This is a genomic window from Candidatus Frankia nodulisporulans (genome assembly GCF_902806475.1).
Lineage (GTDB): Bacteria > Actinomycetota > Actinomycetes > Frankiales > Frankiaceae > Frankia > Frankia umida.
In genome coordinates, this window is sequence record NZ_CADCWS010000099.1 from 1 (window position 1) to 14,038 (window position 14,038).

Below are 14,038 nucleotides of genomic sequence, written 5' to 3' on the forward strand. Positions count from 1 at the left end.
GGGCCGCCAGGCCCACCGCGGGCGGCGCGGCTGGTGCGACCCCGACCGGAGGACTCCCCTTCGGGGGCCCGCCGGTCGGCGCAACCGGCCATCGCCTCGAACACCTCCGACAGCCGCGCGGGATCGAACGGGAAGCCCCATCCGGCCCGGCCGCCCCAGGCACCTTGTGAGCCCCATGGGCCCGACATCGCATGCGAAGTCATGATTTTTCCTTTCGGAGTGGTTGCGCCCCGCCCGGGCCAGACCCGCCGGGGCCGCGCTACAGAAAACCAACAACGACCATCTTGTCGCCGCGACGTACGCTCACGATATATCGCGATCGTACGTCTGGCAACCCCCGGGTCGGGGATCATCCGCCGCGGAGCCGACCGGCCGGCCCCGTTCGCGCGTGGATTCCGTAGGATTAGCCAGTGATCATTTCTGTGTCCGGGGAGAACGGGCACGACGGGGACCCTGTCACCCCGCTCGAGGCGGCCTTCGCCGAACGGGCGTGCGCGCAACGCGCCGGCACCGACGTGTTCATCGAGGGTGTGAACCTCGCCCTGCTCGGGCGGGTGGAGCAGTTGCGCATCCGGCCCACCAACGCCTCCGGCACGGTGGACGACGACGGCCCGCACGAGGTCCGCCTCGAGGCGGCCGACGACGGGCCGTGGACCGGCTGCACCTGCCCCGAGGGCGCCACCGGCACCTTCTGTCGGCACGCCGTGGCCGTCGCCCTGGTCGCCACGGGCTCGGCGGGTCTCGCCGAGGACGCCGAGGACGACGAGGACGACGAGGACGCCGAGGACGACGAGGACGACGAGGACGACGAGGACGAAGACGGCGCCATCGAGGAGAGCTCGCTGTTCGCCGACGATCCGGTGCACGCCGCGATGCGGGTGTTCCTGAGCCGGGCGCCCCGGGCGGAACTGGTCGAGACCCTGCTCGACGCCGCCGACGAGAACGACGCCGTCGCCGACGCCCTGTGGGAGGCGACCGTCGCCTGGCACGGCCGCCAGCACGGCGCGACCCCCTCCGCCTGAGCCGCGGCCGGGCCGGCGAGGCACCGACCCCTCGGCTGGCGGGGTTACTCGACGGTGACGGACTTCGCCAGGTTGCGGGGCTGATCGACGTCCAGGCCACGGGCCAGGGCAAGCTCGCAGGCGAACACCTGCAGCGGCAGCGTGGTGACCAGCGGGGCGAACAGTGACGTCGTCTCCGGCACCCGGATCACATGGTCGGCGTAGGGCTCGACGGCGACGTCCCCGTCCTCGGCGATGACGATGGTGCGCGCCCCGCGGGCCCGGACCTCCTGGATGTTCGAGACGATCTTGTCGTGCAGGTTCGCTCGTCCACGCGGCGAGGGGACCACGACGAGCACTGGCAGACCCGGCTCGATGAGCGCGATCGGCCCGTGCTTGAGCTCCCCGGCGGGGAAGCCCTCGGCATGCATGTAGGCCAGTTCCTTGAGCTTGAGCGCGCCCTCGAGCGCCACCGGATAGCCGACGTGGCGGCCGAGGAAGAGCACCGCCTTGGCGTCGACCAGCTCCCGGGCGAGTTCGCGGATCGGTTCGAGCCTCCCGAGGGTGCGTTCCACCAGTTCGGGCATCCGCTGCAGGCGCTCGACGTAGGCCGCGACCTCGTCGCCGTAGAGCACGCCCCGCACCTGGGCCAGGTACAGACCGACCAGCAGGCACGCCGCCACCTGGCCGAGGAAGGTCTTCGTCGAGGCGACGCCGACCTCCGGCCCGCAGTGGGTGTAGAGCACCGCGTCCGACTCACGCGGGATGGTCGAACCGTTGGTGTTGCAGATCGCGAGCACCCGGGCCTTCTGCTCCCGGGCGTGCTTGACCGCCATCAGCGTGTCGAGGGTCTCCCCGCTCTGGCTGATCGCGATGACCAGGGTCGAACGGTCCAGGACCGGGTCACGGTAGCGGAACTCCGAGGCCATCTCGACCTCGCAGGGCAGCCTCGTCCAGTGTTCGATGGCGTACTTGGCGATCAGCCCGGCGTGGTACGCGGTGCCGCAGGCGACGATGAAGACCTTGTCGACATCGCGGAAGTCCTGGGCCGAGAGGCGCTCCTCGTCCAGGACGATGGCGCCCTGCGGGGACAGCCGGCCACGCAGGGTGTCGGCCAGCGCGGTCGGCTGCTCGTTGATCTCCTTGAGCATGAAGTACGGGTAGCCGCCCTTCTCGGCGGCGCTGGCATCCCAGTCGACGTGGTAGCGCCGGTTCTGCACCGGGCGGCCCTCGAAGTCGGTGACGATCACACCGTCCCGGCGGGCCTCGACCACCTGGTCCTGACCGATCTCCATCGCCTCCCGGGTGTGGGCGATGAAGGCGGACACATCACTGGCGAGAAACGACTCACCCTCGCCCAGCCCGACGACCAGCGGACTGTTGCGCCGGGCCCCGACGACCACCTCGGGAAAGTCCCGGTGCACGACCACGAGTGTGAACGCGCCGGCCAGCCGCCGGCAGACCCGCCGCAGTGCCGCGGCCAGCGGATGGGACACCGCGGCCGGGTCCGGATCCGGGTCCGGGTCGCCGGCGAGTTCGACCTCGAGCAGGTGGGCGACGACCTCGGTGTCGGTCTCGCTGGCGAGTTCGTGCCCACCGGCCTCGAGTTCGGCGCGCAGCAGGGCGAAGTTCTCGATGATGCCGTTGTGGATGACGGCGATCGCACCGGTGCAGTCGATGTGCGGGTGGGCGTTCACATCGGTCGGACCGCCATGGGTCGCCCAGCGGGTGTGGCCCATCCCGGTCGTACCGGGCATCGGATCCGGCTCGGGGTTCTCGGCGAGCAGTTTCTCCAGGTTCGCGAGTTTGCCCGCCCGCCGAGCCGTCCGCAGTTCACCCGCGCCCACCACAGCGATGCCCGAGGAGTCATAGCCTCGGTACTCCAGCCGCCGAAGACCCTGCAGAGAGATGTCCAGAGCCGACTGGTCACCGACGTACCCGATGATCCCGCACATGGCGCTCAGCGTACGCAGGTGCCGCCGGCTCCACCGGCACTCCCCCACCTGAGCCGGGAGTGTTGTCCGAGTGTGATCTCCCGAGCGGTGTCAGCTGACGATCGCCAGCGACCCCTGGACGACGGCGGCCAGCCGGTGCGCGATCTCGCCGGCGACCCGGTCGCTCTCCGCCTCGACCATGACCCGGACCAGCGGTTCGGTGCCCGAGGGACGCAGCAGCACCCGTCCGGCGTCGCCGAGCTGCTCCTCGGCCTGCGCAACCGCGACCCGCAGCGCCGACGACGTGGTCACCTGGGCGCGGTCGACCCCGCGGACGTTGACGAGCACCTGCGGCAGTCGGGTCATCGCCTTGGCGAGTTCGGCCAACGGCTGGCCGCTCTCCGCGACCCGACCGAGCAGCCGCAGCGCGGTGAGCAGACCATCGCCGGTCGTCGCATGATCAGCGAAGACGACGTGACCGCTCTGTTCGCCACCGAGGACGTAACCCCCGGCGCGCATCGCCTCGAGCACATACCGGTCGCCGACGGGCGTGGTCACCACGGCGATCCCGGCCTCGCGCATGGCGTGGTGGAAACCCAGGTTGGACATCACCGTGACGACGACCGCGTTACCAGTCAGCTCGCCGCGCTCGGCCATGGCCAGGGCGCAGACAGCGAGAATCTGGTCGCCGTCGACGACCTCGCCGGACGCGTCGACGGCCAGGCAGCGATCCGCGTCGCCATCGTGGGCGATGCCGACGTCCGCGCCGTGCTCGAGCACGGCGGCGCGCAGGCTCTCCAGATGGGTGGCGCCGCTGGCCTCGTTGATGGCGGTGCCGTCGCCGTCGGCATGCAGCGCGATCACCTCGGCGCCGGCCTCGCGCAGCACCCGGGGGCCGATCGACGATGCCGCGCCCTGGGCGCAGTCCAGCACGACGCGCAGCCCGTCGAGCCGGTTCGGTAGCGCCCGCAGCAGGTGCTGGGCGTAGTCGTCCACGAGCGTGGGCACGTCGCGGACCCGGCCGACGTCACCGCCGACGGGGCGACGGGTGGGCGGATGGGCCATCCGTCGTTCGATGGCGTCCTCGACGTCGTCGGGCAGCTTCAGGCCGCCGGCGGCGAACAGTTTGATGCCGTTGTCGGGCATCGGGTTGTGGCTGGCGGACAGCATCACGCCGAAGGCCGCCCCGGTACCGGCAACGGCGTAGGCGACGGCCGGTGTCGGCGCGACCCCGATCCGGGCGACGTCGACACCCGAGGCGGCCAGACCGGCCACCACCGCGGCCTCGAGAAACTCACCGGACGGGCGGGTGTCCCGCCCGACGATCACCAACGGACGCGCAACGCCGGAGCGGCCGGCGGCTTCGCCGGGCCGCCCCAACAGTTCCGCCGCCGCGGACGCAAGCGCGAGGGCCTGCTCCGCGGTCAGATCGACGTTGGCGACACCCCGGACACCATCGGTGCCGAAGAGCCTCGTCACTGAGGGTCTCCCATGCTCGAAGGATCAGCGGAGACCCGTTCAGGCGACGGCGGTGTCGAGCCCCCGCACCCGCCCGCTCGTGGTGAGCCGGGCGGTGCGGGGACACGGGTCAGCGCTTGCTGTACTGCGGAGCCTTACGGGCCTTCTTCAGGCCGTACTTCTTGCGCTCCTTGACCCGGGCGTCACGGGTGAGAAAGCCGGCCTTCTTCAGAGTAGGCCGGGACTCCTCATCCACCAGGAGCAGCGCGCGGGCGACGGCGAGTCGCAGCGCACCGGCCTGGCCCGACACACCGCCGCCGTGCAGGCGGGCGATGATGTCGAACGACTCCGTGCGCTCCAGCGCCTTCAGCGGCTCGTTGACGAGCTGCTGGTGCACCTTGTTGGGAAAGTACTCCTCCAGCGAACGCCCGTTGAGCGTCCACTGCCCCGTCCCGGGCAGCAGCCGCACACGGACCACTGCTTCCTTGCGCCGGCCCGTGGCGCGGGGATTGCCCTGTACGTCGGTCACGACAGCCACGTCGCGTTCCTTCCTCGGTTGATGCGTGGTTCCCGAAGCCGGCGACGGCAGCGGCCTCGCGGCGCCACCCGAACCGGCCGGAGGAGGTCCGCGGTTACTGCGCGACCTGGATGATCTCGAAGGGGGTGGGCTGCTGAGCGTCGTGCGGGTGGGTGGGACCCGCGTAGACCTTCAGCTTCGTGCCCTGGGCACGGCCGAGCCGGTTGTGCGGCAACATGCCCTTGATCGCCTTCTCGACGATGACCTGGGGCCGCGTGTCGAGCAGCTCGCCGTAGGAGGTACTGCGCAGACCGCCCGGGAAACCCGAGTGACGGTGGTACTGCGCCTGCTCGCGCTTGTTGCCGCTCAGCGCCACCTTGCCGGCATTGATCACGATGACGAAGTCGCCGGTGTCGATGTGCGGGGCGAAAATCGGCTTGTGCTTGCCCCGCAGCAGTGTGGCGGCCTGGGTCGCCAACCGGCCGAGCACCACGTCGGTGGCGTCGATGACGTGCCAGACGCGCTGAACATCCGCGGGCTTGGGCTGGTACGTGCGCACAGGTCTGCCTTCTCGTTCGGACGACACTCCCTCCGCACGACCCCGAGGGGGCCGAACGGGCGGGACTCGTCAAGAATGTGGAGCGCGCAGACGGGACGTGTCACGCGCAGCAGTCTTTGAGGTTACCAGGCTGCCGGGAGAAGCCGTCTCGCGGCCCTCCACCCCCGCCATCCGGCGTGATCCGTGAGCCTACCGACCCGGACGCGTCGACGTCGCCGACGGTCGGTGTCGGACCGGTGTCGGGCCGGCGCCGGCCCGGGCACACCCGGGTATCGGCGACGCCCACGGACTTTCCGCTCGGACCGACGCACCGACAAACCCTGGCTATTCTGGCCGGGATGACTGAATCGGATGGCGGGGGCCAGGCAGGGCGCCCGATCCCTGACCTTCCAGGCCACGACTCGCCGGAACACTCCCCCTCGGGCTGGAGCTCCACCGCCTGGACCTCGCCGGATGCGGACCCGTCGGCCCCCGCGACGCCTCGCCCAGCCCCACCTGGGCCCACGTCGCCGGGCCCGGCGAGGTCCGACCCGGCGACGTCCGGTCTGGATCTGCACGGTCGCCACGTCACGTACGACGGGTGGGCGCCCCCGACCGACGATCCCCTGTTCGGTGGCCCGCGCAACTACGCGTTCTCCTTCGACCACCTCCCCACCTCGACCGGCCACCACCCCACCTCGACGGCGCCGTCCCAGCCCGCGACGGTCGATCCCTCCACCGCCGGTCTGCCGTTCACCACGGGCCTGCCGTTCACGACGGGCCCGGAGCTCGCTGGGGAGCCCGAGCTCACTGGAGGGCAGGAGTCCACCGCGGGTCAGCTGACCGCGGGAAGCGAGATATCACCGGCGACGATGCCGACGCCGGTGACCCGACCGGGTCCGACCCGCGCTGGCGCCGGCACCGGGTACGGCACCGCCGCGGTCCAGGAGTCGGCCGCGGATGGCTGGCCGAGCCGGCATGAACGTCCGGCGTCCCGGACCGGGGCCGGCGAGAGCGCGCCCCCCGCCAGCCTGCGCGCGACCGGGCCGACCTCGGGCTATCGCGGATTCGCGACGTCCGGGTCCGAGTCCGGTTCCGTGGCCTCCGGTAGCCCGCTGGGGTACGGCTCCGACGGCTTCGGCTCCGACGGAGGCGGCTCCTGGGGCGACGATCCGCGGGGCGGTGACCCGCGGGGTGAGGCGTCCGGCGGGTTTGGTCCGCAGGACGAGTTCGGTCCGGACCCCGACGAACCGGGGAGACGGCCTCCGCGGGCCTGGCGGACGCTGCTGGTCGTGGCCGGTGCCGTCGTGGTGCTGATCGCGGCGGTGGCCGTCGTGGCACTGCGCGGCGGGGACGACGGCGGTTCCCCGGGGGCGCAGCCCAGCACGGCGGTCTCGCTGGCGCCGATTCCGGCGAACTTCCTCGAGAGTGTGAGCACCGACGTCGACCCGATCCGCGCGGACGAGTTCTTCGCCGACGCCTCCATCGACCGGCATGGACGTCGCTATCAGCGGATCGCCACCCGGCTCGACAGCGGCTGCCCACAGCTGACCGGCCAGTTGACCACTCTGTTCGCCGGCACCCACTGCGCGCAGGTGGTGCGCGCGCTGTTGCTGAGCACGCCCGCGGCCGGCACCCGCCAGGTCCTCACCGGTGTGACGGTGTTCCGCCTCGACACGAGCACGACGGCGACCCAGGGCGCCCAGGTGCTCAACCAGGGCAGCGGGGGCATCGCACCGCTGCCCATCCCCGCGGGCAGCGTCAAGGACGCACGGATCACCGGCCCCGGCGGCAACAACTCCTGGCGCGGGGCACAGAGCCACGGTCACTACCTGGTCTACACCCAGGTCGCCTACGTCGACGGCACTGCGGGCGCGGCCACCGACGTCCCGCTCCGGGCCGCCCAGACCGACCTCGCCGCACTCGCCACCGAACCCATCGGTGACCGCGCCGTCCTCGGCCACGGCCCACGACGCTGACCCGGTCGGATTCACGCCGTCCGGTGTGGTGACGGCTCAACCAGACGGGGTGGTGGGGACGCGTACGGCCCGGGTCACCTCGGCCCGGGCGGCCAGCGCCGCGTCCGGGGGGTAGCGCACCTCGACCAGGGTCAGGCCGTGCGCGGGGGCGACCGTGACCGCGGGGTCGCGTAGTCCGCGGCGCAGCACGGCCAGCGGCCAGTTCGGCGGCCGACGGCCCTCGCCGACCGCGAGCAGCGCCCCGACCAGGGCGCGGACCATCGAGTGGCAGAAGGCATCCGCCTCGACGTCCGCGGTCAGCACACCGTCGCGGCGACGGGACACGTCCAGGCGCAGCAGGGTACGGACACTGGTCGAGCCCTCCCGGCGCCGGCAGAACGCGGCGAAGTCATGCTCGCCGAGCAGCGCCAGGGCGGCGGTCGCCATCGCCCCCGCGTCCAGCGGTCGCGGCCAGGCCAGGGTGTCGAAGCGGCGCAGCGGCTCGGCGCCGAACGCCGCGTCGGTGATCCGATAGACGTAACGGCGGGACAGCGCGGAGAACCGGGCGTCGAAGCCGGCCGGCGCCGGCGCCAGCGCGGTGACCCGGATGGCGCGGTCAAGCACCCCGTTGAGCCGGCGGGCAAGACCACCCAGTGGCACCTCGTTGGGCAGGTCGACATGCGCCACCTGCCCGAGCGCGTGCACCCCGGAGTCGGTCCGTCCGGCGACGGTCAGCCGGACCGCGGACAGCCGGGCGACCCGCATGAGCGCGTCCTCGACATCGCCCTGGACGGTTCGCTGCGCGGGCTGGCGGGCCCAGCCGGCGAACGGCGTGCCGTCGTAGGTGATGCCCAGCCGCAGCCGGACCAGACCCGCCCCGGAGCCGACGACCGGCGGCAGGCTGTGCACGGCTCGCGGTGGGGAGCCGCTGCCCAGGTCGGCTCCCGTGTCATCGGCCATTTCGTACTCCCCCAGCGATGGGCACTGCCTGGACGGTGCGCGGCACCGTGGCCGTCGCAACGGCGAAGGCCCGCCACCCGTTTCCGGGCGGCGGGCCTTCGGCCATCGTCACGACCAGCTTCGCCGCGGTCGTGCGCGACACTCGAACCAGCGGTCAGAACAGGTCAGAACGCAGCTGACACCTTAGGAGGTGGTGTCAGGGGCATCGGTCTTCGCAGCCTCGCTGGCCGGTGCCTCGGCCGCCTGCGCGGCGACGGCGGCGGCGGCGGTCGGAGACTCCTTGGCCAGGTCCTCGGCGGCCTCGGCGGTGGCGCCGGTCGGCCTGGTGCGCTCCGCGAACTGGGTGCCGCGGGCGCGCTCGGCCTCACCGACGGCCTGCTGGCCGACGGTCAGCGCCTCGACCAGTTCGATGCGGGCCAGCGGAGCGTTGTCACCCTTGCGGTTACCGAGCTTGATGATCCGGGTGTAGCCGCCCTCGCGGTTGGCGTACCGGGGACCGATCTCGGTGAACAGGGTGTGCACGACCGAGTTGTCCCGGACGTGGCGCATCACCCGGCGACGGGCGTGCAGGTCACCGCGCTTGGCGAAGGTCACCAGCCGCTCGGCGTACGGACGCAGCCGCTTGGCCTTCGCCTCGGTGGTGGTGATGCCGCCGTGCTCGAACAGCGCGGTGGCGAGGTTGGCCAGCAGCAGCCGCTCATGTGCGGGACTGCCACCGAGCCGGGCGCCCTTGGTTGGCGTGGGCATGATGAGTGCTCCTCGTTCCTTTCACTGTCCCGCCAGGCTGCCCGCCCGTAGGACGGCGGCATGCGGCCACCGGATGTCGTACGAGGGCCCCCGCATCGCGCGGGGGCCCTCGGAAGGTCAGTACTGCTCGGTCTCGACGAACTCGGCGCCGTCGTCGTGCGGGTCGGAGAACGGCGCGTTGTAGGTGTCGGTGCCGTAGGTGTCGACAGCCTGCCGCGGGTCGAACCCGGGCGGGGAGTCCTTGAGCTGCAGGCCCATGGCCCCCAGCTTCGTCTTCACCTCGTCGATCGACTTCTGCCCGAAGTTGCGGATGTCGAGCAGGTCGGCCTCGCTGCGCGAGACCAGTTCGCCGATCGTGTGGATGCCCTCACGCTTGAGGCAGTTGTAGGAGCGGACCGTCAGGTCCATCTCCTCGATCGGCAGCGCCAGGTCGGCCGCCAGTGCCGCGTCCGCGGCGGACGGGCCGATGTCGACGCCCTCAGCCTCGGCGTTGAGCTCCTGCGCCAGCCCGAACAGGCCGACGAGGGTCTTGCCAGCGCTGGCCATCGCGTCCCGCGGGGAGATCGACGGCTTGGTCTCGACGTCGACGATGAGCCGGTCGAAGTCGGTGCGCTGCTCGACACGGGTGGCCTCGACCTTGTAGGTCACCTTGAGCACCGGCGAGTAGATCGAGTCGATCGGGATACGCCCGATCTCCTGACCGGCCTGCTTGTTCTGCGCGGCACTGACATAGCCACGGCCCCGCTCGACGGTCAGCTCGATCTCGAGCTTGCCCTTGTCGTTCAGGGTCGCCAGACGCAGCTCGGGGTTGTGCACCTCGACGCCGGCCGGGGGGGCGATGTCCGCCGCGGAGACCTCACCGGGGCCCTGCTTGCGCAGGTACATCACGGTCGGCTCGTCGTTGTCGGAGCTGACGACCAGTTCCTTGAGGTTCAGGATCAGGTCGGTCACATCCTCCTTGACGCCGGGCACGGTGGAGAACTCGTGCAGCACCCCGTCGACGCGGATGCTGGTGACCGAGGCACCGGGGATGGAGGACAGCAGGGTCCGGCGCAGGGAGTTGCCCAGGGTGTAACCGAAGCCCGGCTCCAGCGGCTCGATCACGAAATGTGACCGGAACTCGGAGATCGGGTCTTCGACCAGGGTGGGACGCTGAGCGATCAGCATGGTGGTGGTGATCCTTCCGCCCACGGCGCCCGCCATATGACGCCGCGTAGTGCGAGCTGCCCGAGTTCGGCAGCCAGCGGACGGGACATCGGTCCGCCCCGTCCGCGGGTCCGGCGCCTGCGGCGCCGGCGAACACCCGTCGCCTCTCCAGTGTGCACCGCGAAACGGTGCATGGCAGAGGCGACCGGGTGCGGCCAGGCTCTACTTGGAGTAGAGCTCGACGATCAGCTGCTCCTGGACCTGGGTGTCGATGACCTGCCGAGCCGGCAGCGAGTGCACCAGGATCCGCATCTGGCTCGGGATCGACTCCAGCCACGCCGGCACCGTCCGGCCCTGACCGGCGGTCTCCCGCGCGATCACGAACGGGGTGAGCTCCCGGGCCTTCGGCGCGATCTCGACGATGTCGTTCTCGGTGATCCGGTAGCTGGGGATGTCGACCTTGCGCCCGTTGACCTGGACGTGGCCGTGCCGCACCGCCTGGCGGGCGGCGTCCCGCGACGGCGCGAAGCCGCCCCGGTAGACGACGTTGTCCAGCCGCGACTCGAGGATCTTCAGCAGCTCGTCACCGGTCTTGCCGGAGCGCCGGTTGGCCTCGTCGTAGTAGCCACGGAACTGCTTCTCGAGGATGCCGTAGATCCGCGCGCACTTCTGCTTCTCGCGCTTCTGCAGCAGGTACTCGGAGTCCTTGGTCCGGCCGCGACCGTGCTCGCCCGGCGGGTACGGCCGGATCTCGATCGGGCACTTCGGGGTGTCGCACTTGCTGCCCTTGAGGTACAGCTTCGTCTTCTCGCGGCGGCAACGCTTGCAGTCCGCGCCGGTGTAACGGGCCATCTATTCCTACTCTCTCGTTTCCTGGCGCGAACTCGTACGCGACCCCGCGACACCGACCGGGGTGAGTCCCCGGTCGCGGTCGCCGCGTCGCATGGTCACACCCTGCGCCGCTTGGGCGGGCGGCACCCGTTGTGCGGGGTCGGGGTGACGTCCTGAATCGCCCCGACTTCCAGACCCGCCGCCTGCAGCGATCGGATCGCGGTCTCACGACCGGAGCCCGGGCCCTTCACGAACACGTCGACCTTGCGCATGCCGTGCTCCTGCGCCTTGCGGGCCGCGTTCTCGGCGGCCATCTGCGCGGCGAAGGGAGTCGACTTGCGGGAGCCCTTGAAGCCGACATGGCCGGCGGAGGCCCAGGAGATCACGTTCCCGGACGGGTCGGTGATCGAGACGATCGTGTTGTTGAACGTGCTCTTGATGTGAGCGTGCCCGTGGGCAACGTTCTTCTTTTCCTTGCGCCGGACCTTCTTTGCGCCGGCGGCGCGGGTCTTGGGAGGCATCTTCGCGTCTGGTCTCCGTGTGCGAGAGGTCGTCGATCAGTGGTCGTCCGCGGCCTGGCCGGCCGGGCGGCGCACCGACTACTTCTTGCCGGCCTTCTTCTTGCCGGCGATGGCGCGACGCGGGCCCTTGCGGGTACGCGCGTTGGTGTGCGTGCGCTGACCGTGGACCGGCAGGTTACGCCGGTGCCGCAGGCCCTGGTAGCAGCCGATCTCCATCTTGCGCCGGATGTCCTGCTTGATCTCCCGGTTGAGGTCACCCTCGACCCGGTAGTTCGCGTCGATCCATTCGCGCAGGCGGACGATCTCGTCCTCGCTGAGGTCGCGCACCCGCGTGTCCGGGTTGATCCCGGTGGCGGCGAGCGTTTCCCGCGAGCGACTGCGGCCGATGCCGAAGATGTAGGTCAGAGCGATCTCGACCCGCTTTTCGCGGGGAAGGTCGACGCCAGACAGGCGTGCCATGAACCGATGTTTCCTTCCTGCGACCGGAGGTCTTGGGCGACACCGTCCCGAGCGGCTCCCGCCGCCTGGGCCCCGGCCTCCGGGCCGGGGGTGGAGGCGCCCCCGTGGGGGCGCCTGGTATCGCGTGGAGGTGGTGGTCAACGCCCGCCGTGGGCCACGAACGACACGCGTCGGCGTGTCAGCCGCGGGAAGCGTCGACCACCTCGCCGGGGACTCAGCCCTGGCGCTGCTTGTGACGGAGATTGTCGCAGATGACCATGACGCGACCGTGGCGCCGGATCACCTTGCACTTGTCACAGATCTTCTTGACGCTTGGCTTGACCTTCACGGCTGTTGCGAACCTCCTGCGCAGCCGCGGGCCGCGCGTGGCGATGGAGACGGGATGGCGTGGAGCTGGACGAGCTGGTGTTACTTGTACCGGTAGACGATCCGGCCGCGGGACAGGTCGTAGGGCGAGAGCTCGACCACGACGCGGTCCTCCGGCAGGATCCGGATGTAGTGCTGGCGCATCTTTCCGCTGATGTGGGCGAGAACTCGATGACCGTTCTGGAGCTCAACCCGGAACATGGCGTTCGGGAGCGGCTCCACCACTCGGCCCTCGATCTCGATGGCCCCGTCCTTCTTCGGCATGTCCTCCGCTGTCCTGACGTCGACGAGTAAGCCGGCGGTACGGCCGCGACCGGTCGGGCGATCCCAGGCAAAACCCGGAAAAGCCCAGGTCACAGACCCGAGCACCCGGAAGGGAGCCCTGTCCTGTCGACCACACTGCCACCGACCGCAACTGCCACGTTTTCACCGACTGCTATCGACGCGGTGGAGCACACCGGCGTGAGAAGACCGCCAACTGAAGAGTGTACGTGGCCCATCCGTCAAGGGCCAACAAGGCTCGACCAGGCCGCGTGGACCACACCGATCCCACGCTCCTGGCCAGACCCGTACCGGGGGCTCAGCCGATCCCGCTGGGCGCGTCGGCGGGCTGCCCACAGGCCACGCCGAGCGCGGCGAGGCGGGCCACGCCACCATCCGGCTCGGTGAGCACCCAGGGCCCACGTGGCGTGATCGCCACCGAGTGCTCGGTGTGGGCCGCGAGGCTGCCGTCGCTGGTGGCGACCGTCCAGTCGTCGGCGAGCACCCTGGTGTCCGGCCTGCCCATCGTGATCATCGGTTCGATGGCCAGCGCCAGGCCCGACACGAGCTTGATCCCCCGCCCGGGCCGGCCGTAGTTGAGCACGTGCGGCGGCTGGTGCATCTCGGTGCCGATGCCGTGGCCGCCGTAGTGGTCGACGATGCCGTACTCACGCGGGCGGATGTGCCGCTCCACCGCGTTGCTGATGTCGGTGAGCCGGCCGCCGAGCTGCGCCGCCGCGAGCCCCGCCCACAGCGCGCCCTCACATGTCTCGATCATGGCGAGGACCTCCGGGGGCACCTCACCGACCGGGACCGTGATCGCCGCGTCGCCGTGCCAGCCGTCGACGATCGCACCGCAGTCGATCGAGATGATGTCGCCCTCGTGCAGCACCCGCTTGCGGCTCGGGATGGCGTGAACGACCTCGTCGTTGACCGAGCTGCAGATCGAGGCGGGATAGGGCGGCTGGGCGTAGCCCTTGAACGACGGGATACCCCCCTCGCCGCGGATGGTCTGCTCGGCCAGAGCGTCAAGGTCGGCTGTGGTGACCCCGGGGGCGACAGCCTCCCGCAGCCGGGCGAGCGTCCTGGCCACGAGCAGGCCGGCGACCCGCATCCTGGCGATCTCGGCCGCTGACTTGATCTGCACGTGTTCTCGTCGCGCCACGCTCTCGTCCCGGTCCGTGTCCGTGTACTGGTCTGCTTCCTGATGCTAACCGCCGTACCCGCACCTGCCCCGGCCGATGCCCCGGCCACTCGGCCACCGGCCGCCTGACCGCCGCGCGGCCCACCGGGGATCGCTCCCCCCGCGGGCGGCGCGCCGTGCTGGCCGGTCGCCGTGGT

At 71.0% G+C, this 14,038-nt stretch carries 15 protein-coding genes and 1 pseudogene; 2 read left to right on the top strand and 14 right to left on the bottom strand.

What is annotated here, in order from left to right:
* Positions 1 to 203 (bottom strand): annotated as a pseudogene (locus G6R24_RS22300) (PadR family transcriptional regulator); the annotation flags it as partial.
* Positions 204 to 410: 207 nt separating this feature from the next.
* On the opposite strand from G6R24_RS22300, the gene G6R24_RS11155 reads away from it, so the two are divergent.
* Entirely contained in the window at positions 411 to 1,022 is a 612-nt protein-coding gene (locus tag G6R24_RS11155; RefSeq protein WP_163549188.1) for an SWIM zinc finger family protein, read from the top strand.
* A 44-nt stretch (positions 1,023 to 1,066) separates the two neighbouring features.
* Here the strand turns inward: G6R24_RS11155 and glmS are convergent, their stop codons facing one another.
* From glmS to rplM, 4 genes are all read right to left on the bottom strand, one after another.
* On the bottom strand, positions 1,067 to 2,956 hold the full coding sequence (gene glmS / locus G6R24_RS11160; protein WP_163549189.1) for a glutamine--fructose-6-phosphate transaminase (isomerizing): 1,890 nt from the start codon (positions 2,954 to 2,956) through the stop codon (positions 1,067 to 1,069).
* Positions 2,957 to 3,046: 90 nt separating this feature from the next.
* The gene (glmM, locus tag G6R24_RS11165; RefSeq protein ID WP_163549190.1) at positions 3,047 to 4,414 is read right to left on the bottom strand and encodes a phosphoglucosamine mutase; all 1,368 of its coding nucleotides are present in this window, start codon (positions 4,412 to 4,414) and stop codon (positions 3,047 to 3,049) included.
* 109 nt (positions 4,415 to 4,523) lie between these two features.
* The gene (gene rpsI / locus G6R24_RS11170) at positions 4,524 to 4,931 is read right to left on the bottom strand and encodes a 30S ribosomal protein S9 (RefSeq protein WP_163549191.1); all 408 of its coding nucleotides are present in this window, start codon (positions 4,929 to 4,931) and stop codon (positions 4,524 to 4,526) included.
* Between the two features lie 94 nt (positions 4,932 to 5,025).
* A complete protein-coding gene (rplM, locus tag G6R24_RS11175; protein WP_163549192.1) occupies positions 5,026 to 5,469 on the bottom strand; it encodes a 50S ribosomal protein L13 in 444 nt (147 codons plus the stop codon).
* 338 nt (positions 5,470 to 5,807) lie between these two features.
* On the opposite strand from rplM, the gene G6R24_RS11180 reads away from it, so the two are divergent.
* Positions 5,808 to 7,427: a hypothetical protein gene (locus G6R24_RS11180; protein WP_163549193.1), complete on the top strand. Its 1,620-nt coding sequence runs from the start codon at positions 5,808 to 5,810 to the stop codon at positions 7,425 to 7,427.
* A gap of 36 nt (positions 7,428 to 7,463) precedes the next feature.
* On the opposite strand, the gene truA is transcribed toward G6R24_RS11180, so the two are convergent.
* The 9 genes from truA to map form a co-directional block, all read right to left on the bottom strand.
* Positions 7,464 to 8,366: a tRNA pseudouridine(38-40) synthase TruA gene (truA, locus tag G6R24_RS11185; RefSeq protein WP_225438393.1), complete on the bottom strand. Its 903-nt coding sequence runs from the start codon at positions 8,364 to 8,366 to the stop codon at positions 7,464 to 7,466.
* 183 nt (positions 8,367 to 8,549) lie between these two features.
* Positions 8,550 to 9,113 (bottom strand): 50S ribosomal protein L17, encoded by a 564-nt coding sequence (rplQ, locus tag G6R24_RS11190; RefSeq protein WP_163549194.1) that lies wholly within the window; start codon positions 9,111 to 9,113, stop codon positions 8,550 to 8,552.
* Positions 9,114 to 9,230: 117 nt separating this feature from the next.
* Positions 9,231 to 10,280, bottom strand: coding sequence for a DNA-directed RNA polymerase subunit alpha (locus tag G6R24_RS11195; RefSeq protein WP_163549195.1), 1,050 nt, complete (start codon positions 10,278 to 10,280; stop codon positions 9,231 to 9,233).
* Between the two features lie 201 nt (positions 10,281 to 10,481).
* The gene (gene rpsD, locus G6R24_RS11200; RefSeq protein WP_163549196.1) at positions 10,482 to 11,111 is read right to left on the bottom strand and encodes a 30S ribosomal protein S4; all 630 of its coding nucleotides are present in this window, start codon (positions 11,109 to 11,111) and stop codon (positions 10,482 to 10,484) included.
* 95 nt (positions 11,112 to 11,206) lie between these two features.
* Positions 11,207 to 11,611 (bottom strand): 30S ribosomal protein S11, encoded by a 405-nt coding sequence (gene rpsK / locus G6R24_RS11205; protein WP_011435061.1) that lies wholly within the window; start codon positions 11,609 to 11,611, stop codon positions 11,207 to 11,209.
* A gap of 78 nt (positions 11,612 to 11,689) precedes the next feature.
* On the bottom strand, positions 11,690 to 12,070 hold the full coding sequence (gene rpsM, locus G6R24_RS11210; RefSeq protein ID WP_163549197.1) for a 30S ribosomal protein S13: 381 nt from the start codon (positions 12,068 to 12,070) through the stop codon (positions 11,690 to 11,692).
* A gap of 214 nt (positions 12,071 to 12,284) precedes the next feature.
* Positions 12,285 to 12,398 (bottom strand): 50S ribosomal protein L36, encoded by a 114-nt coding sequence (gene rpmJ / locus G6R24_RS11215; RefSeq protein WP_003956441.1) that lies wholly within the window; start codon positions 12,396 to 12,398, stop codon positions 12,285 to 12,287.
* An 80-nt stretch (positions 12,399 to 12,478) separates the two neighbouring features.
* The gene (infA, locus tag G6R24_RS11220) at positions 12,479 to 12,700 is read right to left on the bottom strand and encodes a translation initiation factor IF-1 (protein WP_006541558.1); all 222 of its coding nucleotides are present in this window, start codon (positions 12,698 to 12,700) and stop codon (positions 12,479 to 12,481) included.
* A 316-nt stretch (positions 12,701 to 13,016) separates the two neighbouring features.
* The gene (map, locus tag G6R24_RS11225) at positions 13,017 to 13,862 is read right to left on the bottom strand and encodes a type I methionyl aminopeptidase (RefSeq protein ID WP_163549198.1); all 846 of its coding nucleotides are present in this window, start codon (positions 13,860 to 13,862) and stop codon (positions 13,017 to 13,019) included.
* Positions 13,863 to 14,038: the final 176 nt, after the last annotated feature.

Excerpts from the sequence above, each read along its gene's own strand:
- rpsK (WP_011435061.1), bottom strand. The coding sequence starts at position 11,611 with ATGCCTCCCAAGACCCGCGCCGCCGGCGCAAAGAAGGTCCGGCGCAAG.
- G6R24_RS11195 (WP_163549195.1), bottom strand. The coding sequence starts at position 10,280 with ATGCTGATCGCTCAGCGTCCCACCCTGGTCGAAGACCCGATCTCCGAG.
- infA (WP_006541558.1), bottom strand. The coding sequence starts at position 12,700 with ATGCCGAAGAAGGACGGGGCCATCGAGATCGAGGGCCGAGTGGTGGAG.
- G6R24_RS11180 (WP_163549193.1), top strand. The coding sequence starts at position 5,808 with ATGACTGAATCGGATGGCGGGGGCCAGGCAGGGCGCCCGATCCCTGAC.
- truA (WP_225438393.1), bottom strand. The coding sequence starts at position 8,366 with ATGGCCGATGACACGGGAGCCGACCTGGGCAGCGGCTCCCCACCGCGA.
- glmS (WP_163549189.1), bottom strand. The coding sequence starts at position 2,956 with ATGTGCGGGATCATCGGGTACGTCGGTGACCAGTCGGCTCTGGACATC.
- rpsD (WP_163549196.1), bottom strand. The coding sequence starts at position 11,111 with ATGGCCCGTTACACCGGCGCGGACTGCAAGCGTTGCCGCCGCGAGAAG.
- rplQ (WP_163549194.1), bottom strand. The coding sequence starts at position 9,113 with ATGCCCACGCCAACCAAGGGCGCCCGGCTCGGTGGCAGTCCCGCACAT.
- rpsM (WP_163549197.1), bottom strand. The coding sequence starts at position 12,070 with ATGGCACGCCTGTCTGGCGTCGACCTTCCCCGCGAAAAGCGGGTCGAG.